At 71.5% G+C, this 22,991-nt stretch carries 25 protein-coding genes; 12 read left to right on the top strand and 13 right to left on the bottom strand.

The window, feature by feature from the left end; genetic code table 11:
* Positions 1-142 precede the first annotated feature (142 nt).
* A complete protein-coding gene (locus DFP74_RS16430; protein WP_121182492.1) occupies positions 143-1,432 on the bottom strand; it encodes an isoprenylcysteine carboxylmethyltransferase family protein in 1,290 nt (429 codons plus the stop codon).
* Positions 1,429-2,349 carry a hypothetical protein gene (locus DFP74_RS16425; protein WP_121188307.1) on the bottom strand — a complete coding sequence of 307 codons (921 nt, stop codon included), beginning with the start codon at positions 2,347-2,349 and terminating at the stop codon, positions 1,429-1,431. The genes DFP74_RS16430 and DFP74_RS16425 overlap by 4 nt, the downstream gene beginning before the upstream one ends.
* A gap of 125 nt (positions 2,350-2,474) precedes the next feature.
* Between DFP74_RS16425 and DFP74_RS16420 the strand changes: the two genes are divergently transcribed.
* Together DFP74_RS16420 and DFP74_RS16415 are read left to right on the top strand one after the other, a co-directional pair.
* Positions 2,475-3,149, top strand: coding sequence for a TetR/AcrR family transcriptional regulator (locus DFP74_RS16420; RefSeq protein WP_121182490.1), 675 nt, complete (start codon positions 2,475-2,477; stop codon positions 3,147-3,149).
* A complete protein-coding gene (locus DFP74_RS16415) occupies positions 3,146-3,634 on the top strand; it encodes an NUDIX hydrolase (protein WP_121182488.1) in 489 nt (162 codons plus the stop codon). Before DFP74_RS16420 ends, DFP74_RS16415 begins: the two co-directional genes overlap by 4 nt.
* A gap of 10 nt (positions 3,635-3,644) precedes the next feature.
* On the opposite strand, the gene DFP74_RS16410 is transcribed toward DFP74_RS16415, so the two are convergent.
* From DFP74_RS16410 to DFP74_RS16390, 5 genes are all read right to left on the bottom strand, one after another.
* A complete protein-coding gene (locus tag DFP74_RS16410) occupies positions 3,645-4,553 on the bottom strand; it encodes a hypothetical protein (protein WP_121182486.1) in 909 nt (302 codons plus the stop codon).
* An 86-nt stretch (positions 4,554-4,639) separates the two neighbouring features.
* The gene (locus DFP74_RS16405) at positions 4,640-4,900 is read right to left on the bottom strand and encodes a Txe/YoeB family addiction module toxin (protein WP_121182484.1); all 261 of its coding nucleotides are present in this window, start codon (positions 4,898-4,900) and stop codon (positions 4,640-4,642) included.
* Positions 4,897-5,148, bottom strand: coding sequence for a type II toxin-antitoxin system Phd/YefM family antitoxin (locus DFP74_RS16400; RefSeq protein ID WP_121188306.1), 252 nt, complete (start codon positions 5,146-5,148; stop codon positions 4,897-4,899). The genes DFP74_RS16405 and DFP74_RS16400 overlap by 4 nt, the downstream gene beginning before the upstream one ends.
* A gap of 381 nt (positions 5,149-5,529) precedes the next feature.
* Positions 5,530-7,023, bottom strand: a complete 1,494-nt coding sequence (locus DFP74_RS16395; RefSeq protein ID WP_121182482.1) for an NAD(P)H-hydrate dehydratase — start codon at positions 7,021-7,023, stop codon at positions 5,530-5,532.
* A 117-nt stretch (positions 7,024-7,140) separates the two neighbouring features.
* A complete protein-coding gene (locus tag DFP74_RS16390) occupies positions 7,141-7,683 on the bottom strand; it encodes a DUF4352 domain-containing protein (protein WP_121182480.1) in 543 nt (180 codons plus the stop codon).
* A 994-nt stretch (positions 7,684-8,677) separates the two neighbouring features.
* Here DFP74_RS16390 and DFP74_RS16375 point away from each other — a divergent pair.
* The 10 genes from DFP74_RS16375 to DFP74_RS16330 all read left to right on the top strand — a co-directional run bounded on the left by DFP74_RS16375 (position 8,678) and on the right by DFP74_RS16330 (position 15,303).
* Entirely contained in the window at positions 8,678-9,286 is a 609-nt protein-coding gene (locus tag DFP74_RS16375) for a DUF4352 domain-containing protein (protein WP_233571003.1), read from the top strand.
* A 207-nt stretch (positions 9,287-9,493) separates the two neighbouring features.
* A complete protein-coding gene (locus tag DFP74_RS16370) occupies positions 9,494-9,856 on the top strand; it encodes a hypothetical protein (RefSeq protein ID WP_121182478.1) in 363 nt (120 codons plus the stop codon).
* Positions 9,849-10,271 (top strand): hypothetical protein, encoded by a 423-nt coding sequence (locus tag DFP74_RS16365; RefSeq protein ID WP_121182476.1) that lies wholly within the window; start codon positions 9,849-9,851, stop codon positions 10,269-10,271. The genes DFP74_RS16370 and DFP74_RS16365 overlap by 8 nt, the downstream gene beginning before the upstream one ends.
* Positions 10,272-10,322: 51 nt before the next feature.
* Entirely contained in the window at positions 10,323-11,177 is an 855-nt protein-coding gene (locus DFP74_RS16360; protein ID WP_121182474.1) for a sulfurtransferase, read from the top strand.
* A 203-nt stretch (positions 11,178-11,380) separates the two neighbouring features.
* Positions 11,381-11,983, top strand: coding sequence for a DUF4178 domain-containing protein (locus DFP74_RS16355; protein WP_121182472.1), 603 nt, complete (start codon positions 11,381-11,383; stop codon positions 11,981-11,983).
* Between the two features lie 7 nt (positions 11,984-11,990).
* Complete coding sequence (locus DFP74_RS16350; RefSeq protein WP_121182470.1) at positions 11,991-12,503, top strand: DUF2617 family protein; 513 nt, start codon at positions 11,991-11,993, stop codon at positions 12,501-12,503.
* A gap of 18 nt (positions 12,504-12,521) precedes the next feature.
* Positions 12,522-12,836 (top strand): hypothetical protein, encoded by a 315-nt coding sequence (locus DFP74_RS16345; protein WP_121182468.1) that lies wholly within the window; start codon positions 12,522-12,524, stop codon positions 12,834-12,836.
* Between the two features lie 72 nt (positions 12,837-12,908).
* Positions 12,909-13,229, top strand: coding sequence for a hypothetical protein (locus DFP74_RS16340; protein ID WP_121182466.1), 321 nt, complete (start codon positions 12,909-12,911; stop codon positions 13,227-13,229).
* Between the two features lie 45 nt (positions 13,230-13,274).
* Positions 13,275-13,703 (top strand): DUF350 domain-containing protein, encoded by a 429-nt coding sequence (locus tag DFP74_RS16335; protein ID WP_121182464.1) that lies wholly within the window; start codon positions 13,275-13,277, stop codon positions 13,701-13,703.
* 28 nt (positions 13,704-13,731) lie between these two features.
* On the top strand, positions 13,732-15,303 hold the full coding sequence (locus DFP74_RS16330) for a polyamine aminopropyltransferase (protein WP_121182463.1): 1,572 nt from the start codon (positions 13,732-13,734) through the stop codon (positions 15,301-15,303).
* A 266-nt stretch (positions 15,304-15,569) separates the two neighbouring features.
* On the opposite strand, the gene DFP74_RS16325 is transcribed toward DFP74_RS16330, so the two are convergent.
* The 6 genes from DFP74_RS16325 to DFP74_RS16300 all read right to left on the bottom strand — a co-directional run bounded on the left by DFP74_RS16325 (position 15,570) and on the right by DFP74_RS16300 (position 22,799).
* Positions 15,570-16,994 (bottom strand): FAD-binding oxidoreductase, encoded by a 1,425-nt coding sequence (locus DFP74_RS16325; RefSeq protein ID WP_121182462.1) that lies wholly within the window; start codon positions 16,992-16,994, stop codon positions 15,570-15,572.
* Between the two features lie 118 nt (positions 16,995-17,112).
* The gene (locus DFP74_RS16320; protein ID WP_121182461.1) at positions 17,113-17,970 is read right to left on the bottom strand and encodes an ABC transporter permease; all 858 of its coding nucleotides are present in this window, start codon (positions 17,968-17,970) and stop codon (positions 17,113-17,115) included.
* Entirely contained in the window at positions 17,967-18,818 is an 852-nt protein-coding gene (locus DFP74_RS16315) for an ABC transporter permease (protein ID WP_121182460.1), read from the bottom strand. The genes DFP74_RS16320 and DFP74_RS16315 overlap by 4 nt, the downstream gene beginning before the upstream one ends.
* A 4-nt stretch (positions 18,819-18,822) precedes the next feature.
* On the bottom strand, positions 18,823-20,088 hold the full coding sequence (locus DFP74_RS16310) for a PotD/PotF family extracellular solute-binding protein (protein ID WP_199725673.1): 1,266 nt from the start codon (positions 20,086-20,088) through the stop codon (positions 18,823-18,825).
* Between the two features lie 31 nt (positions 20,089-20,119).
* The gene (locus DFP74_RS16305; RefSeq protein ID WP_121182459.1) at positions 20,120-21,277 is read right to left on the bottom strand and encodes an ABC transporter ATP-binding protein; all 1,158 of its coding nucleotides are present in this window, start codon (positions 21,275-21,277) and stop codon (positions 20,120-20,122) included.
* 73 nt (positions 21,278-21,350) lie between these two features.
* On the bottom strand, positions 21,351-22,799 hold the full coding sequence (locus tag DFP74_RS16300; RefSeq protein ID WP_121182458.1) for a gamma-aminobutyraldehyde dehydrogenase: 1,449 nt from the start codon (positions 22,797-22,799) through the stop codon (positions 21,351-21,353).
* Positions 22,800-22,991 lie beyond the last annotated feature (192 nt).

Below are 22,991 nucleotides of genomic sequence, written 5' to 3'. Positions count from 1 at the left end.
CCGAGCATAACGGCGCGGACTGTGGCGGGGGCGGGCGGTGTGCGCGCCCGCCCTCCCGGCGGCGCGTCGGCACTGGCGAGGCGTGGTGGCCCGAACCGGCCATCGCGGTGCGGGGTCGCGCAGCGGACACCGCGGCGCTCGCTCAGACCCGCTCCTGACTTCCCGCCCCCGGAACGTCGGCGTGCGGCGGGCGGGAGGGCCGGGGGCCGGCGCCGAAGACGTCCGCGCCGATCTGGGCGAAGTGCCGCAGACCGGGCAGGTCGAGGGCCCAGCCGGTGAGCGCCCACCCCAGGTGCAGGTGCTCCAGCGCCCTGGCGAAGGCGGACACACCGCTCCAGCGCGCGCCGTCGGGGGTCTGGTAGGTGAGGCGGTAGAGGACCTCGGGGTGCTCGGCGGCGGGACGCAGGTCCAGGGCCACGGGCGAGCGGGCGGCGATCCAGGCGCCCACGCCCCGGCACACGGCGCAGTCCGCGGCGACGTAGAGCACACCGGGGGTGCGCCCCGGCCAGGGACGCCACCGGGGCAGCCAGGGGCGCACGGCCGAGCGGTAGTCGGTCCACCGGCGGCCGAACGCCGCGCGCAGCTGGCCGCCCTCGTGCCAGTCCGCGAACCCGGCGCCGTAGATCAGCGCGCTCAGGCCCAGCAGGAGCAGGGCGGGTTCGCGCAGCAGCGCCGCGAGCACCAGGTAGACGGCGATCATCGAGGTCTGCATGGGGTTGCGCAGGTAGGCGTAGGGGCCGCTGGTGACCAGCCGCACGGGCGGGTCGTAGGGCAGCGGCGTTCCGGCGCCCACGCGCGCGAACTCGCGTGCGGCGGCCAGGCCGGGCAGCCCGGCGATCAGCACGAGCTGGGCGCCGGCGAACACGGTCGGGCCGCTGGGGACGACGCCGAGGACCACCAGCGGCAGCGCGACCATCAGCCCGAACGCCAGCCCGGCCTGGGCCCACACGCGCGCGTGGACGAGCTGGCCCTCACGGGTCCAGTACGCGAGCAGCAGCGCGGGGATCAGGCACACGGCCGCGCCGGCGAACTCCCCGACCAGCCACAGCCGGCTGAGGTCCACCACGGGCGCCGCGAGCGGCATGAGCAGGATGTCGGCCCAGACCAGCAGGGCGGTGAGCAGCGGGACGGGGAGCACGCGCAGCAGCAGGGCCGGCAGCGGCCCCCACAGGATCACCCACGCGACGAGGAGGTCCATGGGCATCCCCAGCCATATGGCCCCGTCGGCGTGGAAGGTCCACCAGCCCACGTGCAGGGCGACCAGGTTGAGCGGCAGCAGGGTGAGCAGGGCCCAGGCGCCGGAGACGATCATCGCCGCGGTCTCGCGGCGGGAGGGCACCCGCCAGGCGCCCAGCGCCACGAGCGCGAGGAGGGGGCCGAACAGGCCCAGGCCGCGGACCAGGGTGGCGTGGAGTTCGGGGTCGGGGATCATCGGGACACCTCCGTCGCGGTGGTCTCGAAGGTGGCGGCGAGGTACTCCGCGGCGAGGTCGGTGGCGTAGGCCTGGAGGGGGCCGAAGTACCAGGAGGGCTCGTAGGTGCGCTCGTAGTCGATGGTCCAGCCGAGCCGGGTGCCGTCGCCGTCCGCCGACCACACGGCCTCCGCGCGGTGCAGGTCCATCCAGCCGGAGAACGCGGTGTCCTCGGCCACGTCGAAGACGACTCGGCCGCCGTCGGGTCCCACGCTGCTCTCGACCACCACCAGCTCCATGTGGCGCGGCGTGGGCTCGTCGCCGATCGCGAGGGTGTTGCGCGGCGTGAAGCGGACGACCCGGGTGTCGCCGACCTCCAGCCCCTCGCCCACGGCCCGGACGGGCTCGGGGAAGGGGACCGCGCGCAGGAAGAGGGCCTCGAACGCGCCGTACTCGGGGGGCGCGGCCAGCGCGGCGGCGACCTGGTGGGGGGCGGCGGCGATCACGCGCTCACCGGTGCCCTGGCCGTCCCTGGGCAGGATCGTGGTCCCGCCGACGCCCTCCAGCGTCAGGACGAAGAGCACGGGCACGAACAGCAGGGCGTGCCGCGACCCGGAGCCGCCCCGCCTGATGGCGGAGCACAATGCGGTGACCAGGGCGACGATGCCGAAGATCAGCGGCGCCGCCATGAGCAGGCACACCATGCCCTCCGCGAGCAGGGGCCCCGACATGGCGAGCACGAGCGCGGTGACGGCCATGGCCGCGCCCATCCCGGTCTTCGGACGCGCGGTGAACACGATCAGCAGCGCGATGGTCGCGGGAAGGCCCACGTAGAACAGGGCGGTCTGGTCCAGGCCGCCCCAGCTGGTGACGCGCAGGGCCACCAGTCCGACGAAGACGAGGCCGACGACGCCGGCGAGGATCCAGCGCTCCCTCATGCCGACGGGCCGCTCGGGGGATGTCTCCACGGTCGCTCCTTGATCACATGCTTGAACCACTTGGTTTAATCAGTTGATTAAACCGTATGATGAACCACGACCGGAGAGCAAGGGGTGGGGATTCGATGGCCAAGGGCGGCAGCGGACGGCGCACGAGTGAGGAGACCAAGGAGCGGCTGCTCGCGGCGGCGACCGCGACCCTGCGCGAGGAGGGGTACTCCGGCGCGTCGGCGCGCGCGATCGCCACGCGCGCGGAGGCCAACTCGGCGCTGGTCTTCTACCACTTCGGCGGAGTCGACCAGCTGCTGTTGGCGGCGCTGGACCGCTCCAGCGCCGAACGCCTGGCGATGTACCGGGAGCTCACCGCGAAGGCGCGCACGTTCGAGCAGCTGGTGGAGGCGGCGACCGAGATCTACCGGACCGACCTGGAGCGCGGGTACATGGCGGAGTTCACCGAACTGGTGGCGGCCGCGGTGTCCAAGCCGGAGCTGCGCCCGGAGATCCGCGACCGCGCCGAGCCGTGGATCGCCTTCATCGAGGGCGAGTGGAACCGCGTCCTGGGCGGCTCGGCGCTCGGGCGGATGCTGCCCGCCCGCGAGGTGGCCTACGGGGCGATCACGTTCTACCTGGGGGTCAACCTGTTCTCCGTCCTGGACGAGGACCACTCGCGGACCGAGGCCGTGTTCGAGCTCGCCCAGGTCCTGGCGCCCCGTGCGAAGCTGATCACGCTGCGGCTGCCCGCGTGGGGCCGGCGCGACGACGCCGTAGGGTGGCCGTCGGACGACGAGGAGGACGCATGAAGGGCATCACGGTGGCGCCGGGGATCACGTTCCCGGACACCTCCGACGGGCGCACCCACGTGGCGGGCGCGATCATCGCCGACCCCCGGGGCCGGATCTTCGCCCAGCGCCGCTCCCCCACCCGCAAGGTGTTCCCGCACTGCTGGGACATCGTCGGCGGCCACGTCGAACCGGGCGAGACCATGTTGGAGGGCCTGGCCCGCGAGGTCGCCGAGGAGACCGGCTGGCGGCTGGCCGAGGTCGCCGCGGAGCTGTACCGCCTGGACTGGGACCCGGGTGACGGGCTGACCAGGCACGAGGTCGACTACCTGGTGCGCGTCGAAGGCGACCTGGCCGCGCCCCGGTTGGAGCCGGACAAGCACACCGAGTACATGTGGGTGGACGAGTCGCTGGTCGACCGGCTGCACGACCACCGCGACCCGGGCGAGTACTTCATCACCGACATCGTGCGCCTGGGCCTGGCCGCCGCCCGACCGAAGCCCTGAGCCCTGCGGATCACATCGAGCCGAGGAGAAACACCGACACCCCCAGCCACAGCGCGGACAGCCCTGCGTCGGGGCCGCGCCGGTGGACGACGTCCCGGTAGAGCGGGCCCGCGGGGAGGGTGGCGCGGACCTCGTCGGCGAACGCCCGGATCCGCTCGGCCGCCTGCCGCTCGGCCGCGGCCGGACCGCGGAGCATCAACATGGAGCTCTCCCGGCCGTCCACCATCCGGATGCGCACGCCCCGCTCCGCCGTCACCTCGTCGATGAGTTCGACAGGGATCGATATTCGCTCCCCGCCGCCCTGGACGGTGACGTGCGTGCCGTCCAACCGGACCCATGAGAAGAGGCTCGCACCCAGGACCAGACCGCCGACCAGCGGAAGGGCGACGAGCACGATCAGGATCCCGAAGGCCAGGGCCCATTCCATGACGCTCTGGGCGTCACGGGGGATCTGGGCCGCAAGCCAGAACGTGCCCCACACCATCACCGGGACGAGCAGGCAGCCCGCGACCGTCACCGGCCGGTTGCGCACGGTCCGGGCCCGGGGCCGAGGCGTGTCCGGGTGTCGGGCGTCGAAGCGCCGGTCGGGGTCGCGCCCCCTGCGGTACATGTCCAGCGTTCTGCTCGGCACACCCGCCAGCCCGAAACACAGCAGGGGGAGGGCCGTCGAGACATTGGTCGAAGTGACCGCTTCCGACTGGACCACCACCAGCAGCACGCCCCCGGTGGCCAGCCACCAGCGCGCGTAGGACCAGCCCATGGTGGAGGCGACGAGGGTCTGGCGGAGCCGGCGGGGGACGTCCTTCCGCCAGTCCTCGCCACGGTCCCGGGCGATGCGGAGGAACTCCCGCCAGAGGGCGAGGGGCAGGCCCGCGAGGGCGAGAAGCGCGACGGAGTGGAGCAGCCAAGGGGGGAGCATGGGGGATGCCTGTCCAAGGGGGGGGAACGGAGTTCCACCTTCCCACGGGCCGATTCATCCCCGGTCAAACGACGTCGGCACCGACCTCACTTGCCGTAGTGGTACCGACAGGCGGCGATACGAATCTCGTCTCCTGCGATCTTGTACACCAGGCGGTGTTCGTCAGTGATCCGGCGGGACCAGTAACTCTGGAACCCGTAACGCAGCGGCTCCGGCTTGCCCATGCCGTCGTTTCCGTGCCGGTCGATGTCCTTGAGCAGAGCGTTGATGCGCTTGAGGATCTTGCGATCCTGGCCCTGCCACCAGACGTAGTCCTCCCAGGCGGATTCGGCCCACACGATCTTCACTCGACGATGTCCCGTTCTACGCCGTGCTCGGCTTCAAGCTGCTCGATGGCGGTCACCAGGCGGCGCGCGTTCTCGGGACTCCTGAGCAGATAGGCGGTCTCCCGCAGCGACTCGTACTCGGCCAGAGAGACGATGACCACAGGCTCGTGGCCCGCCCGGGTGATCACGACCTCCTCGCGGTCCTCGACCACGGAGTCCAGCGTCGCCGCGTAGTTGGCACGGGACTCCGAATAGCTCATGGTTCTCACGTGGAGCACCTCCTGTTAGTCGCGTACAGAATATTGTACGCCTTCCAGCGGCGTCGTGGCAGGCCGACGGGCCTCGGCCGAGGGCCGAGGGCATCAGCGCGTGCCGGCTCCCTCTCCCACTCCCCCAAGTAGCAGGAACCGGCTGGGATCGGCCGTGTCCACCACGATCCGCACGGCGGCCACCTCCCGAAGGCGACGCCCCTCGTGACAGGTGACCCGGGGTCCCTGAACTTGCGCTTGCGCGTCATCGGCCACCACCCGCGCAGAGATCGGTCGGGTGGCAGGCACCGGCGCACGCCAAGGAGGCTGGGCGCATGGGGGACGCCTCTCCGGTCGGGGGACGGAGTTCCGCCCTTCCACATGCGCCCGATTCATCTCCGATCAGGCGGTTCGGCGGACCTCCGTGACGGCGAGGGGGAGGGCGTCCAGCAGATCGCTCGCGCTGATCGGCGCACCGTCGCGGGCCAGGTGCGCCGCGCGTCCGTGCAGGTAGGCGCCGCACATGGCGGCTTCGTAGGCGGGCAGTCCGGCGGCCAGGAGGGCGCCGATCGCCCCGGAGAGCACGTCGCCCGTTCCCGCGGTGGCCAGCAGGGGCGTCCCCGTGGGGTTGACCGCGAAGGGCAGCCCCGGTTGCGCGATCACCGTGGTGGACCCCTTGAGCAGCACCGTGCACCCGAATTCCTCGGCGGCGCGCGCGGCGTACTCGGTGCGCCGGACCTCGACGCCCTCGCGCTCGACGCCGAGCAGCCTGGCGAGTTCGCCCGCGTGCGGCGTGAGCAGGGTGTGCGCGCCGCGCTCGCGCACGTCGTCGGCGAGCGGGCTGCCGCCCTTGCCGCTGAGGAGCGTGAGTCCGTCGGCGTCGACCAGGACCGGGCGGTCGCTCTCCAGCACGGCCCGGAGCTCGTCGGCGTTGGACGGGTTGGTCCCGCGGCCCGGGCCGATGACCACGGCCGCCACCCGACCGGGAGCCAGGTCGGTGGTGTTCTGGGGGTCGTGGACGCTGGCCACGGCCTCGGGCCAGCGCGCGAGCACCTGCTGGACGGCCTCCTGCGCGCCCCCGTAGCGGACCATCCCCACGCCCGTGCGCAGCGCGCCGCCGACGCACAATACGGCCGCGCCCCGGTACTGGTCGGACCCGGCACGGACGTCGAGGACGCCCCGTCGGTACTTGTCGGACTCCACGCCCGGGGTCGGCAGCAGCGAGGCGATGTCCACAGCCTGTGGACGGACCGCGGCCGCGCCCGGCAGCTCCGGGGCGAGCCCGATGTCCACGAGCTCCACCCGTCCGGCCCGGTCCGCGCCGGGGTCCACGAACAGACCCGGCTTGTGCGTGCCGAAGGTGACGGTGACGTCGGCTCGGACGGCCACTCCGCCGACCTCGCCGGTGTCGGCGTCCACGCCGCTCGGCAGGTCCGCCGCCACCACCGGCGCCGGGGAGTTCCCCGCCAGGAGGGCGAGAGTGGCGTGGGGTTCGCGCAGCCCGCCGCGGCCGCCGATGCCCAGCAGGCCGTCGACGATCAGGTCGGCGTCGAACAGGTCGGTGTCGTCGGCCGTGGCGTCGGTGAAGCGGTGGATCCGCCCGCCGGCCGCCCGCAGCGCCGCGGCTCCGCCCTCGTGGACGCCGCTTCCGGCGAGCAGGGCGCGCACGGCCGCACCGCGCGCGGCCAGGAACGCGCCCGCGTACAGCGCGTCCCCGCCGTTGTCCCCGCTGCCCACCAGCAGCACGACGCTCGACCCGTACACGCGCGGCAGCAGCCGGGCGCAGTGCCCGGCCAGGCCGGTCGCCGCCCGGCGCATCAGCGCCCCGTCGGGCACTCGTGCCATGAGGGCGTGTTCGGCTGCACGGACGACACTGACGGTGTGCGCGGATTCCATGTGGGACCTCCCGGGGTGGGTGCGACACCATCGTGCCGCACACCGGCCGCGCGGGGAGGAGCGGACACGGGCGCCGCAGGCCTTCGTCCGGCCTGCGGCGCCCGTGTCGGCGGTGGGTCAGGAGACCGGGGCGACCGCGACCGGTTCGTTCGAACCGAACACGGGCTGCAGCTCGACCTGGGTGACCTCGACCTCGCCCACCAGGGCGATCTGACCCGAGGCGCTGTCGCCGGGGGCGAGGGTGCCGGACTCGATCTGCTCGATATCGGCGAACAGGACCTCGCCCCAGTCGTTCACCGAGGAGCCGTCCGCCAGGGTCGCGGTGATGTAGAGCGGGTTGACCTCGACGTCCTCGTCCGAACCGTTCTCGATCGTGACGTCGATGACGGTGTACACGGCCTCCTCGTCCAGGACGTCACCCGCGGTGCCCGCGTACGAGGCGGTCATGGTGACGCCGGTGTCGGCGGCCTCGGGCTCCTCCTCGGCCGGCACCTCGGCCTCCTCCTCCGGAGCCGACGTCTCCGCGGCGGGCGGCGGGGTGACCGTGTCCGAGTCGCCGCTCGCGCCCCGGCCGATCAGGAAGCCGATGACCACGATGACGAGCAGGATCACCAGGCAGCCGCCACCGACGCCGACGCCGACCTTGGCCCCGGTGGACATGCCCTGCTTGGGCGGTACCCCACCCGGAGGGCCGTAGTGGGGGTCGCCGCCGGGCGGGCCGTAGTTCGGGTCGCCACCCGGAGGACCGTACGGGGGCTGCCCACCGGGCGGGCCGAAGTTGGGGTCACCCCCGGGCGGACCGTACGGAGGCTGCCCACCGGGCGCACCGTAGTGGGCGTCACCACCGGGCGGAGGGCCGAAGTTCGGGTCACCACCGGGTGGGCCATACGGGGGCTGCCCACCGGGGGGACCGAAGTTCGGGTCGCCGCCGGGCGGACCGAAGTTGGGGTCACCACCGGGCGGGCCATACGGGGGCTGCCCACCGGGGGAACCGAAGTTCGGGTCGCCCCCGGGCGGACCGTACGGGGGCTGTCCGGGCGGAGGACCGAAGTTCGGCCGACCGCCGGGTGGACCGTGGTCGGGGTCGGGCTGCCCGTACGCAGGCTGTCCGCCGGTCGGACCGTAGGGCGGTTCCTGGGGACCCGACGGGTTCTGGGGAGAGGACACGGGCGTGCTCCGGATCTCGGGAACGAGGGAGGCGGGGGGACTCGCCGAACGAACAGACACTACCGTCGCTCCGCGATCAGATCCCAGCATCCCGGACATTTCACCCCGGAAGTTCGGCGCCGACCTCCGAGCCCGGACGACGACCTCCCGCGCGCTTCCCATGCGTTTCCCGCGCGGACACGCCGCCCGACCCCAGTCCCGGCCGGGCACTACGCTGCGCGGTGCCGCCTGTGACCGCGGGGCGACCGGCGAGACCCGGGATCGGCGGGACGGTACCACGACCGCCGCGCGATCAGTAGGGCCGACTGGGCCCCGGTTCCGCCACCGGCTACGACCTGCTCGCTTGCACGCTGAGTGCCCGTCCAAACCGGTAGCGGAATCCCCTGTGTACCCACTACGGTCTCCAGGACCGGCCGCCCCCGTCCAGCGCTCGGCTGCACGGCTCCCGCTCCGCCGCTACCTTTCCCCCATCAGACCGGAGCACCCCATGTCCTACCCCCAGTACCCCACCGGCGGCCAGCCTCCCTACGGCCCGCCCCCGAAGAAGGGCATGTCCACCGGCGCCAAGATCGGCATCGGCTGCGGCGGCTGCCTGGTCATCGTCATCCTGGGCTTCGTCGTCCTCGCCGTCATCGGCGCCCTCGCCTCGGGCTCCGACGACCGCGGATCGACCTCGTCGACCTCGTCGAGCGACTCCTCCTCGGAGGAGACGGCCGAGGAGTCCGGCGGCGAGGACGCCCCCGCCGCCGAGAGCGAGTCCGGTGTCACCATGACGGCGACCGGAGCCGGGACCGCCGAGGACATCACCGGCGACGGCACCGTGTACACCGCGATCGACATCGAGGTCGTCAACGACTCCGACGAGCCGATCGACGTGAACCCGATCAACTTCACGGCGGTCCTCGCCGACGGCACCGTCGTCAGCGACTGGGCCGACAGCATCTTCGCCGACATCGACCAGATCGACGCCGTCACGCTCCAGCCCGGCCAGCGCACCAGCGGCCAGATCGCCGTGGTCGGCGAGGTCGACGTCGCCACCGTCGAGATGAACGACCTCCTCGGCATGGGCGACCCGATCGTCGCCGACGTCCAGTAGTCCGCATCCGAAGGCCCCGGGCGGTGGTGGAACACCGCGCCGGGGCCTTGCCCGTCCCTGTGCAGCACGGGCGACCTGCTCGCGTTCGCCCAAGCCACAGCCTTCCTCCAGGGCCGGACGATCATGGTGGCGGGCTGTACTACGCTTTGTCGTAGACAGTGTCCCGCCATCACGGGCGGGGCGGCACGACTTTCCGGTGGAGGCGGCGTGGTCGACTGGCTGACCATGACCATTCAGATGGCGGCGCTCGGCATGGCCGGCTGGTGCCTGGTCTCGACCTTCCGGAACCAGCCCATGGTCGTCCCGCACCTGGTCGGCATGGCCGTGCTCTGGCTCCTGGTGATCGGCCAGGCCGTCGCCTCCGTGGTCGCCGCCGTCGGCGGGGACCGCCCCGACCAGACCGCGATGTTCGTCTCCTACCTCGCCACTGTCGTGCTCCTGCCCCCGGCCTGCGCCGTGTGGGGCTTCATGGAGCGCAGCAAGTGGGGGCCCGCCGTCATCGCCTTCGCCTGCCTGGTCCTGCCCGTCCTCATGGTCCGCCTCGAACAGCTCTGGAACCCCGTTGTCTGACGCCACGACCCGCGCCGACCGGACCCTGCGCACCGGCCCCGGACGGCTCCTCGTCGCCGTCTACGGGGTGTTCGCCCTCGCCGCCACCGCACGCGGCGCCTTCCAGCTCGCCACCCGGTTCGACGAGGCCCCGCTGCCCTACGCGCTCTCCCTGCTCGCCGGGATCATCTACTTCGTCGCCGCCGTCGGCCTGGCCCGCGCGGGACGGACCTCGCGCGGTGTCGCCTTCGTCTCGTGCGCCATCGAACTCGTCGGCGTGCTCACGGTGGGCCTGACCAGCCTCCTGGCGCCCGGGGTCTTCCCCGACGACACCGTGTGGTCGAACTTCGGCAGCGGCTATCTGTTCATCCCGCTCGTCCTTCCGGTGCTCGGGCTGTGGTGGATCCTGCGCGTTCACCGCATGGACCGCCGCTGACCAGGCTCCACCCCTCCCCGCGACCCCCGCTCCGGTACTAGGGTGGCGCCCATGCCCGAACCCTTGACGCTCCCGGTCGCCGTGTCGGCCGACTGGCTCCGCGACCACCGCGAACAGGTGGTCCTCGTCGACTCCCGCTGGTACCTCGACGGCCGCTCCGGACGGGACGCCTACCGCGCCGGACACCTGCCCGGCGCGGTGTTCACCGACGTGGACGCCGACCTCGCCGCCCCCGCGAGCCCCGAGTCCGGCCGCCACCCGCTGCCCTCCCCCGAGGACTTCGCCGCGGCCCTGGGCCGGCTCGGCATCGGCGACGACGCCGCGGTCGTGGTCTACGACGACGCCGGCGGTTCCGTGGCCGCGCGCCTGGTGTGGCTGCTGCGCGTGCTGGGCACCCCGGCGGCCATCCTCGACGGCGGCCTCCAGGCCTGGGACGGCGCGCTGGAGGAGGGCGAGGCCACCGCGGCGCCGGCCGAGCGCACGCCCCTGCCGTGGCCGCCCGACCGGATCGCCGACACCGACACCGTGCGGGACCGGACCGGCGACCCCGCGGCCCTGCTCCTGGACGCCCGCGTCCGCGAGCGCTTCACCGGCGAGCGGCCCGCCCCCGTCGACGCCCGACCCGGGCACGTGCCGGGCGCCCGCAGCGCCGCCTGGCCCGGCAACCTCGACGACGAGGGCTTCCTCGCCGCCCCGGAGACCCTGCGCGCCCGGTTCGCCGCCCTGGGCGCGGACTCCGCCGAGAGCATCACCGCCTACTGCGGATCGGGCGTCACCGCCTGCCACGACCTCCTGGCCCTGGAGCACGCCGGGTACACCGGCGCGCGCCTCTACCCGGGGTCCTGGAGCCTCTGGGGCGCCGACACCTCCCTGCCCGTGGAGACCGGAGATCCCGCCGGGTCCTGAAACCCGACCCCACGCGACCCACACGGCCCAGCCGACCCATCCGGCACACCCGGCCTGACCGTTTCGCCCGATCTGGCCGGATCCGGCCCCTTCTGGAACCAGAACTCCGCACCGAACGTCTCACCGAGCAGCCGCACTTCCGGTCGGGGCCCACGCCCCACGGCCGCGACACGCCCAGGTGAGCCCCCGCGAATCGAGGAACATTGGTCACCGTACTCGTCCTGCTCGGCGCCGGACTCCTCATCGGCGCCCTCATCGTCCTGCTACTCCAGAAGCAGAAGGAACAGAAGGCACGCCAGGCCCCGCCGCCGCCTCCCACCCCCAAGGACCCCTTCGCCAGCGAGGGGGACACCACCGGAGACCCCCGCGCGATCAAGGCCGGCGACATGATCGACTGGGGCACCGAGCGCACCTGGATCCGCGGAACCCTGCGCCTGGCCGAGGGCGGATACACCTGGAGCGAGCACTTCCTGGAGGTCGACGGCGGCAAGCGCTGGCTGACCGTCGAGGAGGACCCCGACGTCCAGCTCTCCCTGTGGACCGGCCGCCCCGACGTCGAGCTCACCCCGCACTCCAAGACCCTGGAGTTCGAGGGCGTCACCTACAAGCTCGACGAGAGGGGCACCGCCGCCTACCGCTCCGAGGGCACCACCGGTCTCAAGGCCGATGGCGGCTGCGACTACGCCGACTACGAGTCCAGCGACGGCCGGCTGCTGTCCTTCGAGCGCTTCGACCACGGCGGCTGGGAAGCCAGCACCGGCACGAAGATCCTGCCCGGCAGCTTCACGATCTACCCCGGGAGCTGATCGGTCCGTGCGCGCGAGCATCAGTACGCCGTTCGTCGACACCCGGGCCGCCGACCTGGTCTGGACCCTGGACCACCCGCTGGTCGACCCCCTGGCCGTCCGCACCGTCGAGGTGCCCGGCGCCCGGGTCGAACTGCGGGTCCTCGGGGCCTCGCACCAGGTGGTCGTGCGTCCGGAGTCAGGCGAGGGCGCTCTGGTGGAGACCGTGGCCTGCCTGCCGGGTCTGCCCGGCGGGCTCCCCGACAGCGCCGAGCGCCCGCTGCGCGGCGTCGGCGGCTACCGGTTCGACTCCCTCGTGGAGTCGTTGTCGCGCAGCACGCTCACCCGCCGGGTGGAACGGCTCCACCGCGAGGTGGCCGACTCCCCCGGCGGACTTCTCGTCGCCTTCCCCGGTGACCCGCTCGCGGTCACCGCGCTGCACCTGGCCCCCGACAGCACGGAACATCTCCACTGGCGTACCTGGCACGCCTATCCGCAGAGTGGAGAACTGGTGACGACCACGGCATACGTGACTCCATAACCCCCAAGGAGGCCGACCATGGCCCACCACACCGCCCGGCACGGCGCCCTCATCGGCGGCGCGCTCCTCCTGGCCCTGTCCCTGACCGCCTGCGGCAACGGCGGTTCCAACTGCGAGCCCTCCAGCAACTCGACCAGTTCCACGGGGACGAGCACGACCGGCGGCACCAGTTCCTCGTCGGGGCCGGCCTCGCCCTCTCCCACCGACGACGACTGCGACCGCCGTAGCGGCGGCGGGGGCGGCTTCTTCTTCTTCGGGGGCGGCGGGGGCGGCTCCAACAGCGGCGGGAGCGGCAGCGACAACCGCGGTGGCGGCACCGGCTTCGGCAAGTAGTCTTCCGTGCCGGGGCAGCGGCCCCGGCACGCCATCCCACACCATTCCTTCCCCCACCATTGAGAGAACAGAGTGAACGCGTACGACGAGGCGGACGAGCGCAGGAAGAAGATCTGGACGGTGGTCGCCATCGTCGGCGCGATCCTGCTGGTCCTCGCCCTGCTCAGCGCCTGCGATGATAACGACCGGTACTGCCCGGACGACGACCACGTCAGCGACCCGTCCTACGACGACGATGACTGCGAGCGGGGCTCGTCGAGCTCCGGCGGCGGCGGAGGATTCTTCTTCTTCGGCGGCAGCAGTGGCAGCAGTGGCAGCGGCAACCGTGACTCCAGCAACAGCTCCGGCAGCGGCAGCAACTACCGTGGCGGCGGCACCGGCTTCGGCAAGTAGCTCCCGTCCTCGACTCCCCCGAACCCCGACACATCGAACAGGACCATGAACGAGATCCTCTTCAACGCACTCGCGGCCCTCGCCTACGGCGGTGTGGGCATCCTCATCCTCGTACTGGGCTACGTCATCACCGACCTGCTGACCCCCGGTAAAATGCACGAGCTCATCTGGGAGCAGCGCAACCGCAACGCCGTGCTGCTCGTGTGCGCCAACACGCTGGGCTCGGCCATCGTCGTCACCAGCGCGATCCTCGCCAGCGACTCCGAGATCGGCCTGGGCGCCGGGCTCCTCTCGACCGCCGTCTACGGCCTGGTCGGTCTGGGTGTCATGGGCCTGTCGTTCCTCCTGATCGACCTCATCACGCCCGCCAAGATCGCCCGCATGATCAGCAGCACCGAACCGCACCCCGCGACCTGGGTGAGCGCGGCCGCGCACGTGGCGACCGCCGTGGTCGTAGCCGCGGCCCTCACCTGATCGACCGACACCATCGAAGGCACCCGAGTTGACTGACAGCACCACCCGGACCCGGCACCGGCTTCCGGTCCCACCGAGGGCGGCCAGGTTCTTCGTTCTGCTGGCGGTCTTCGTCTGCGCGGCCTGCGGCCTGGTGTACGAGCTCGCCCTCGTCGCCATCGGCAGCTACCTGCTCGGCGACACCATCACCCAGGCCTCCGTGGTCCTGTCCGTGATGGTGTTCGCCATGGGTGTGGGCTCCCTGCTGTCCAAGCGGTTCCAGGGCAGCCCCGCGGTCTCGTTCGCGGTGATCGAGGGCCTGTTGTCCCTGGTCGGCGGCCTGTCGGTGCTGCTGTTGTACGGGGCCTTCGCCTGGTTCTCCGCCTACCAGCCCGCGCTGGTGCTCCTGTCGTTCCTCATCGGTCTGCTCATCGGCATGGAGATCCCCCTGCTGATGACGCTGATCCAGCGGATCCGCAAGCAGGAGGCCTCCGAGGCGGTCGCCGACCTGTTCGCCGCGGACTACGTGGGCGGCCTGATCGGTGGTCTGGCGTTCCCGTTCCTGCTGCTGCCGCTGCTGGGGCTGCCCAAGGGCGCGCTCATGGTGGGCGCGCTGAACGCCGTGGTCGGCGTGGCGGTGGTGCTGTGGCTGTTCCGCACCGAGCTGACCAAGGCCGCCTACGCCGGCCTGAGCATCGGCCTGGCGGTCATCGTCGCGGTGCTGGCCCTGGCGTACCTGTACGCCGACCGGTTCGAGGTGGACGCGCGCCAGGCCCTGTACCGGGATCCGATCGTGCACGCCGAGCGCTCCGAGTACCAGGAGATCGTGGTCACCCGCTCGCTCGACGGCCGGGACGTGCGGATGTTCCTCAACGGATCCCTGCAGTTCTCCACCCTGGACGAGTACCGGTACCACGAGGCGCTCGTCCACCCGGCGATGGCGGGCCCGCACGAGAACGTGCTGGTCCTGGGCGGCGGAGACGGGCTCGCGATGCGGGAGATCCTCGCCTACGACGACGTGGCGTCGGTGACGCTGGTGGACCTGGACCCCGCGGTCGTCGAGCTGGCGTCCACGGACCCGGTGATCAGCGAGCTGAACGAGGGCTCGTTCGAGGACCCGCGGGTGGAGGTGGTCAACACCGACGCCTTCCAGTGGCTGCGCACCAACGCCGAGGACTTCGACGTCGTCGTGGCGGACATGCCCGACGGCGAGGACGTGGGGACGTCGAAGCTGTACACGGTCGAGTTCTACTCGCTCGTGGTCGACGCGATGTCCGAGGGGAGCCGCATGGTGGTGCAGGCGGGCTCGCCGTTCTTCGCCCCGGACGCCTACTGGAGCGTGGGCCACTCCCTGGAGGGGGCCGGGCTCGCCGCCACCCCCTACAACGTGGACGTGCCCTCGTTCGGGAACTGGGGCTTCTACCTGGCGACCACGGAAGCCGCCCCCGACCTGGAACTCGCCGAGGACGCGCCGGACCTGCGCTTCCTCGACGAGGAGCTGCTCGCCGCCGCCCAGGTCTTCCCCCGCGACCGCCGCGAGGACGTGGGCGAGATCCGCGAGTCCACGCTGATGCACCCGCGCATCATCGACTACCACAAGGGCGCCTGGCGCGGATACTGACCGTCACAGACGGCGCCCCGCCCCCGGTGACCGGGGACGGGGCCGGGTGAACACCGCGCGGCCTTGGGAACTTGGGCCAGTGGGCGGCCACGCGGTGGCTCCGATGAAACGCCACGGAACGGCACCCTCGAACCGTCCGTGACCTGGTCCATCTTCACCCGTACCGCCCGGGCGGCGCGAACGCCACGCCGCTGCCCGTAGGGTGCGGACAACCCCTTACCAAGACTTTCCGCCCAGGACGCGCCTTCGCGGGCCCGCCCGCCAGGTCAGCTGTCGAAGCCCAACCCCACCGCGTCCAGGCCGCGCAGCCACAGGTTGCGCCGCCCGTCGTTGCGGTCGGCCGCGGCCGTGGCCCGCAGGGTCAGCTCGATGCCCAGGGACCGGACCGGCTCGGGCGGGAACGGCAGCGGCTTCTCCCGCACCATCCGCAGCCGGGTGCGCTCGGTGTCCAGTCCGTCCAGGCGGTCCAGCATCACCTGCGCTCCGAAGCGGGTCGCCCCCACGCCCAGGCCGGTGTAGCCGGCGGCGTAGGCCAGCCGGCCCCCGTACCCGGTGCCGAAGAACCCGGAGAACCGGCTGCACGTGTCGATGACCCCGCCCCACGTGTGCGTGAAGCGCAGGCCCTCCAGCTGGGGGAAGGTCTCGAAGAAGTGCTCCGACAGCTTCTGGAAGGTCTCCGGGCGCTGGTCGAACTCTGGACGCACCTTGCCGCCGTAGTGGTGGACGACGTCGTAGCCGCCCCACAGGATCCGGTTGTCCGAGGTCAGCCGGTAGTAGTGGAAGAAGTTGGCCGCGTCGCCCACGCCCTGTCGGCCCTTCCAGCCCAGGGACGCCATCTGCTCGTCGGTCAGCGGCTCCGTCATCAGCGCGTAGTCGTAGACGGGGGCGAGGTAGTGCTTGAGCCGGCGCAGCGGGCCCGGGAAGGCGCCGGTCCCCCACGCGACCTTGGGCGCGTGCACGGCCCCCTCCGCCGTTTCCAGCCGCAGGCCGACGGGCACCGAGCGGATCGCCCGCACGGGGGAGTTCTCGAAAAACTTCACGCCCAGGCGCTCACACGCGGCCCGCAGGCCCCAGGCCAGTTTGGCCGGGTGCACCATCGCCACGCCCTCGGGCTCGTAGAGCGCGCCGACGTAGGTGGGAGAGTCGATCTCCCGGCGGGTCCGTTCGGCGTCCCAGACCTGCGCGGTCGTGCCGTGCTCGGCCATCGACCGGGCGGCCTCCTCGAAGCCCTCCGCCTGCCAGGGCGCGGTGGCCACCAGCAGTTCGCCGGTGCGCTCGAACTCGCAGTCGATACCGTGGCGCTCCACGGCCTCCTGGATGCCGTCGAGGTTGGCCAGGCCCTGGCGTTCCAGCTCGGCGATCTCCTCGGGCCAGCGTTCGAGCCCGTTGTCGTATCCGTGCGTGAGGCTGGCGGCGCAGAAGCCGCCGTTGCGGCCCGAGGCCGCCCATCCGGCCGTGCGCGCCTCCACGACCACCACGTTCCGGTCGGGGTCGCGCTCCTTGGCGATCAGGGCCGTCCACAGTCCGCTGAACCCGGCTCCGACCACCGCCAGGTCGGCGTGGACGTCGCCGACCAGGGAGGGGGCGGGCTCGGGCACGTCGTGTCCGGGCACGTCGGGGTCCAGCCAGAAGACCTTCGGGCGGGCGCCTTCCAGCGCCTTCTCCGCTCGCGCGGCAGCTCCGTCGGCCATGGGTATCACTCCGTCTCGTCGTGGCCGTGCCCGCCGAGGGCCGGCGGGCACGGATGCAGCAGAGCGGGGCGCGGTCCGGCACGGACGGATGTGCCGGAACGCGCCCCAGGTATTCCTCTTAGCGGCGGCGGCGCGCCATGACGATGTTGACCACCGCCAGGATCACGCCCACCAGGAAGAGCAGTGTTCCCATCACATTGACCTGGGGCGGGATGCCCACCCTGGTCGTACCCCAGATCCACAGCGGGAACGTGGTCACGTCGCCGCTGACGAACGTGGTGATGATGTAGTCGTCGATGGACAGGGCGAAGGCCAGCAGACCGCCGGCCATCACCGCCGGGAACAGCATCGGCAGCGTCACCAGGCGGAACGTCGTCCAGGGGCCGGCCCCGAGGTCCTGCGCGGCCTCCTCCAGCTGCGGGTCGAGGGTGATGACCCTGGCCCGCACGGTGATGGCCACGAACGACACGCAGAACATCACGTGCGCCACGACGGTGGTCCAGTAGCCGGTGGTGATGCCCATCATCAGGAACGTGGACAGCAGTGCCGCGCCCAGCACCACCTCGGGGGCGCTGATCGCCGCGAACATCACCAGGTTGGTGAGCTGCTTGCCCCGGAAGGTGAACCGGCCCAGCGCCAGGCCGAGCAGCGTGCCCAGCACACCCGACATGAGCATGGTGAGCAGCGCGATGCTCACCGAGTTGAACATCGCCTCGTTGAGCTCCTGGTACGCGAAGGCGTTCTCGTACCAGCGCAGGGTGAAGCCCTGCCAGGTGATGTTGTGGCGTCCGGCCGGGTCGTTGAAGCTGAACGCGACCATGAACGCGATCGGCAGGAACAGCCAGGCGAGGACGGCCCACGTGTAGTAGCGGCCCCAGTCGATCCGGCGGCGCGCGCGGACGGTCCGCCGCGGCGGCTGCGCCGGTGCGCCCGGCTCGCCCGGCGCGGCCGGGGGTGTGCGGACGTCGGTGCTCACGCGTGCACCTCCATGACGCGCTCGGTGCCCAGGGCCCGTGCGTAGCTGAAGATGCCGATCAGCAGCAGGCCCATGAGGACGAAGGTGATCGACGACGCGATCGGGTAGTTGTTGTTGATCAGGTACTGCGTCTGGATGACGTTGCCGATCATCGTGTTGTGCGTGCCGCCCAGCACCGAGGCGTTGACGTAGTCGGAGCTGGTCGGGATGAAGGTCATCAGCACACCGGCGAACACACCGGGCAGCGACACCGGCAGGATCACCCGGACGAACGCCTGCGCCCGGCCCGCGTACAGGTCGTGGGCGGCCTCCACCATCCGCGGGTCCATGCGCTCCAGCACCGCGTAGATCGGCAGGATCATGAACGGCAGGAAGTTGTAGGCCAGGCCCAGGATCACCGCCGGCGCGGAGTTGAGCAGCGCGAAGCCCTCCGGCAGCAGCCCCATCGACTTCAGCGGGCCCAGGACCACGCCGGAGTCGGAGAGCAGGAAGCGCCAGGAGATCGTGCGCAGCACGAACGAGACGAAGAAGGGCAGCAGGATCAGGAGCAGGTAGGTGGACTTGTACGGTCCGCCCTTGAACGCGATCCAGTAGGCCATCGGGTAGCCGATGACGATGCACAGCACCGTGGCGCAGGCGCCGTAGAACAGGGAGCGCAGGATCTGCTCCCAGTAGGTGCTGACGGCGTCGACGTAGTTGCCGACCGCGAAGGTCTGCTGGAACCCGGTGACGACGTTTCCCGTGGTCAGCGACAGGGACAGCATCCCGCCGATGGGCACCACGAAGAACAGTGCCAGCCAGGCCCACGCCGGCAGCACCAGCGCGTAGGGCGTGATCTTACGGTTCATGGACTCAGCTCTGGGTGATCTCGTGGAAGAGGGAGGCGAACTCCTCCTGGGCGTCGGCCTCCAGGTTCACGTAGTTGTGGAGCTTCTGGTAGTCGCCCTCGGACGGGAAGACCAGGGAGCTCTCCGCCATCTCGCGCAGCGCCTCCCCGCGCTCGCTGCCGTCCTCGGCGTCGGCCCACTCGGCCATGACCTCCTGGGCGTGGGGCACCGGCGTGATGTAGGCGATGTACTCCGTGAGCCCGGTGGCGATCTCCGGGTCGTACAGGAAGTCCATGAGCTCGATGGCGTCCACCGGCGCCTGCGAGGTGTAGGGGATCATCAGGTTGTCGGTCCACAGCGTGGCGCCCTCGTCGGGCACGATGAACTTCAGGTTCGTGCCCTCCTCGGCGTTCTGCTGGTAGATGTCGCCGGACCAGGCCATGGTCATCCACAGGTCGCCGTTGGTGAGCGGCTGGATGAAGTCCTGGTCGTAGTAGGCGCGCACGATGCCGGCGTCGCGCTGCTCGCGCAGCTTCTCCGCGGCGGCCTCCCAGTCCTCCAGGGTGGACTCGGCCGGGTTGACGCCGTTGAGCAGCAGGCCGAAGTTGGCGATCTCCTGGGCGTCGCCCATCATCCCGACCTTGCCCTCGAACTCGGGGTCCCACAGGTCGGCGATGCTGGTGATCTCCCGGTCGATGTAGTCCGGGTTGTAGGCGATGCCGGTGATCCCCGAGGTGTAGGGCACCGTGTACTGGTTTCCGGGGTCGTAGGCGGTGTTCTTGTAGGTCTCGCCCGCGTACTCCGCGTAGTTGGGCAGCTTGGCGTGGTCGAGCTGCACGAGGTAGCCGAGCTCGATGAGCTTGGCGAGCTCGAAGCCGTTGGGCAGCACCATGAGGTCGTAGCCGGTGTCGTCGCCGTTGGCCAGGCGGGGCTGGATCTGCCCGAAGAAGGACGCCGCCTCCTGCACGTCCTCCTTGTACTCGACCTCGATGCCGGTCGCCTCGGTGAACTGCTGGAGCTGGGTGCGGTCGGAGTCCATGTACAGGGGCCAGTTCGCGAAGCGCAACGAACCGGTCCGCTCCTTGTCGGCCCAGTAGTCCCCGCTCGCGGCGGGGTCCCGCTGCTGGCCGCCGACGCCGCACGCGGACAGGGCCAGGGCGGCGGCCGCGGCGCCGCCCGCCTGGAGGGTGCGGCGTCGGGTCATGCCGGGCAGCACCAGCGGAGAGCGCCGGGCCCGGGTGAGGCCTCTGAGGAGGGGGAGGTTCGAGTTGGCGCGAGGGCGGTTGCTCATGTCGTCGTTCCCTACGTGTTCTGGGGGATGCTCAGGAGGACAGCGCGAAGGAGTGCTCGGGCCGCCAGGACAGCCACACGGTTTCGCCGCGCTCGGCGACCAGGGTCGAGCCGGACGCGTTCTGCTGGTAGACGGTGACCTCCTCGCCGCCGCCGATGTCCACCTGGTAGTGCGTGGACGAGCCCATGTAGACGGTCTCGGTGACCGTCCCGGGGACCCGGCTGAGGTCCTGCGCCGGGTCGTCCTTGCCGATGCGGATCTTCTCCGGCCGCACGGTCAGGTGGATGTGCGCCCCCGTGGTGACGGTGTCGGGGAGTTCGGCGACCAGGGCGGTGGCGCCGTCGGCGACGTCCACCGTCCAGTGGTCGCCCGCCCGGCCCTTCACCACGCCCCTGATCAGGTTGCTGGTGCCGATGAAGTCCGCGACGAAGCGCGTGGCGGGCCGCTCGTAGATCTCGGCGGGCGTGCCGAGCTGCTCGACCCGGCCCTCGTTCATGACCGCGATGCGGTCCGACATCGTCAGCGCCTCGCCCTGGTCGTGGGTGACGTAGACGAAGGTGATGCCGACCTCGCGCTGGATGCGCTTGAGCTCGACCTGCATGGACTGGCGGAGCTTGAGGTCCAGCGCGCCGAGCGGCTCGTCGAGCAGCAGGGCGCTGGGCTGGTTGACCAGCGCCCTGGCGAGGGCGACCCGCTGCTGCTGGCCGCCGGAGAGCTGCGAGGGCCGGTGCTTGGCGCGGTGCCCGAGCTCGACGAGGTCGAGCATCTCCGCGACCCGGGTGCGGATCTGGTCCTTGGGCACCCGGCGGCGCCGGAGGCCGAAGGCGACGTTGTCCGCGACGCTCATGTGCGGGAACAGCGCGTAGCTCTGGAAGACCATGTTGACGTCGCGGTGGTTGGCGGCCACCCCGGTCACGTCCTTGCCGTCGAGCAGGACGGTGCCCTCGGTGGGCTCCTCGAACCCGGCGATCATGCGCATCGTGGTGGTCTTGCCGCAGCCGGAGGGGCCGAGCAGGGAGAAGAACTCCCCGGCCTCGATGGCCAGCTCCACCCCGTCGACGGCGCGCACGGTCTCGGAGCCGGAACGGAAGGCCTTGACGATCCCCTGCAGGGTGATGGCGGTCCGGCTCTGCGCCGGTCGGGTGGCGGGCGGCGCCTCGGATGTGGGACTCGTGGTGCTGGTGGCCATGGCGTCGGAGTTCCTATCAGCTCTCGTTCCTGGTACGGGGGGATGCGGGTCCGGTTGCGCGGACTCCGACGGCTCAGTCACCGATGTAGCTCATGACGTGCTTGATCCGGGTGTACTCCTCGAACGAGTACGTCGACAGGTCCTTGCCGTAGCCGGAGTGCTTGAAGCCGCCGTGCGGCATCTCCGCGGTGATCGGGATGTGGGTGTTGATCCACACGCAGCCGAAGTCCAGGCGGCGGGAGACGCGCAGCGCGCGGGCGTGGTCCTTGGTCCACACGCTGGAGGCCAGGCCGTACTCGACCGAGTTGGCCCAGGAGACGGCGGTGTCCTCGTCGGAGAAGCGCTGGACGGTGATGACCGGGCCGAAGATCTCGTCGGTCACCAGCTCGTCGCCCTGGCGCAGGCCCGAGACGACGGTGGGCGCGTAGAAGTACCCCTCGTCGCCGACCCGGTGGCCGCCCGCGAGCACCTCGGCGTGGTCGGGGGTGCGGTCCAGGAACCCGCTGACGCGCGCCAGCTGGCCCGCGTTGTTGACGGGGCCGTAGGCGGCGTCGGGGTTGCTCGGCGGGGCGGTGACGGTGCCGCGCGCCTGCTCGGCGAGCGCGGCGGCGAGGTCGTCGTGGATGCCCGGGGCGGCGATGACGCGCGTGGCGGCGGTGCAGTCCTGGCCGGCGTTGAAGTAGCCGGCCTCGGCGATCCCGGCGGCGGCCTTCTCGACGTCGGCGTCGTCGAAGACGATGACGGGGGCCTTGCCGCCCAGCTCCAGGTGGAGGCGCTTGAGGTCCTTGGACCCGGCCTGGGCGACCTCGTATCCGGCGCGCGTGGAGCCGGTGAGGGAGATCAGCGCGGGCACGGGGTGGTCCACCAGGGCGCGGCCGGTGTCGCGGTTGCCGGTGACCACGTTGAACACGCCGGCGGGGAAGAACTCGGAGGCGATCTCCGCGAGCAGCAGCGTGGACAGCGGCGTGGTGTCCGAGGGCTTGAGGACGATGGTGTCGCCCGCGGCCAGGGCGGGGCCGATCTTCCACGCGGCCATGGCCATCGGGTAGTTCCACGGGGTGATCTGGCCGACCACGCCCAGGGGCTCGCGCCGGATCCACGAGGTGTGGTCGGCCATGTACTCGCCCGCGGCGCGACCCTCCAGGTTGCGCGAGGCGCCCGCGAAGAAGCGCAGGGCGTCCAGGACCTGGCCGATCTCCTCGCTCTTGGTCAGGCCCACCGGCTTGCCGCAGTTGCGGACCTCGGCGTCGACGAGTTCGTCGGCCCGTTCCTCGACGGCGTCGGCGAACTTGTTCATGGCGATCTGCCGCTCGGCGGGCGTGGAGTCGCGCCAGCCGCCATCGAAGGCGTTCTTGGCCGCCTTGAACGCGCGGTCGACGTCCTCGGCCCCGGACACGGCGGCGGTCGCGAAGACCTTGCCCGTCGACGGGTCCACGAGGTCGGCACGTGCCCCGTCGGCGGTGTCGACGTACTCCCCGTTGACGAAGTTGCGGAGGTGTTCGGTGCCTGACTCCTGGGTCACAGTGGCTCCTGCGGGTCGGGCGCGCCGGAGACGCGCTGGTCGGGGCACGACGGACGTGCTGATGGTGTGACCTGCCACACTGCCAGGCACGACACACGACTTCAAGGGATTCCGTTGTAAAGATTGTGTTTCCCGACGGATACTTGACACATGGCCCAAAGATGCGACTATTTCTGTTGAGAGGACCCCGTT

The sequence above is a fragment of the Nocardiopsis sp. Huas11 genome (assembly GCF_003634495.1).
GTDB lineage: Bacteria > Actinomycetota > Actinomycetes > Streptosporangiales > Streptosporangiaceae > Nocardiopsis.
This window is presented reverse-complemented; position numbering and strand designations above follow the sequence as displayed.

Excerpts from the sequence above, each read along its gene's own strand:
- DFP74_RS16430 (WP_121182492.1), bottom strand. The coding sequence starts at position 1,432 with ATGATCCCCGACCCCGAACTCCACGCCACCCTGGTCCGCGGCCTGGGC.
- DFP74_RS16425 (WP_121188307.1), bottom strand. The coding sequence starts at position 2,349 with ATGAGGGAGCGCTGGATCCTCGCCGGCGTCGTCGGCCTCGTCTTCGTC.
- DFP74_RS16420 (WP_121182490.1), top strand. The coding sequence starts at position 2,475 with ATGGCCAAGGGCGGCAGCGGACGGCGCACGAGTGAGGAGACCAAGGAG.
- DFP74_RS16415 (WP_121182488.1), top strand. The coding sequence starts at position 3,146 with ATGAAGGGCATCACGGTGGCGCCGGGGATCACGTTCCCGGACACCTCC.
- DFP74_RS16410 (WP_121182486.1), bottom strand. The coding sequence starts at position 4,553 with ATGCTCCCCCCTTGGCTGCTCCACTCCGTCGCGCTTCTCGCCCTCGCG.
- DFP74_RS16395 (WP_121182482.1), bottom strand. The coding sequence starts at position 7,023 with ATGGAATCCGCGCACACCGTCAGTGTCGTCCGTGCAGCCGAACACGCC.
- DFP74_RS16390 (WP_121182480.1), bottom strand. The coding sequence starts at position 7,683 with ATGTCCACCGGGGCCAAGGTCGGCGTCGGCGTCGGTGGCGGCTGCCTG.
- DFP74_RS16375 (WP_233571003.1), top strand. The coding sequence starts at position 8,678 with ATGTCCTACCCCCAGTACCCCACCGGCGGCCAGCCTCCCTACGGCCCG.
- DFP74_RS16360 (WP_121182474.1), top strand. The coding sequence starts at position 10,323 with ATGCCCGAACCCTTGACGCTCCCGGTCGCCGTGTCGGCCGACTGGCTC.
- DFP74_RS16345 (WP_121182468.1), top strand. The coding sequence starts at position 12,522 with ATGGCCCACCACACCGCCCGGCACGGCGCCCTCATCGGCGGCGCGCTC.
- DFP74_RS16335 (WP_121182464.1), top strand. The coding sequence starts at position 13,275 with ATGAACGAGATCCTCTTCAACGCACTCGCGGCCCTCGCCTACGGCGGT.
- DFP74_RS16325 (WP_121182462.1), bottom strand. The coding sequence starts at position 16,994 with ATGGCCGACGGAGCTGCCGCGCGAGCGGAGAAGGCGCTGGAAGGCGCC.
- DFP74_RS16315 (WP_121182460.1), bottom strand. The coding sequence starts at position 18,818 with ATGAACCGTAAGATCACGCCCTACGCGCTGGTGCTGCCGGCGTGGGCC.
- DFP74_RS16310 (WP_199725673.1), bottom strand. The coding sequence starts at position 20,088 with ATGAGCAACCGCCCTCGCGCCAACTCGAACCTCCCCCTCCTCAGAGGC.
- DFP74_RS16305 (WP_121182459.1), bottom strand. The coding sequence starts at position 21,277 with ATGGCCACCAGCACCACGAGTCCCACATCCGAGGCGCCGCCCGCCACC.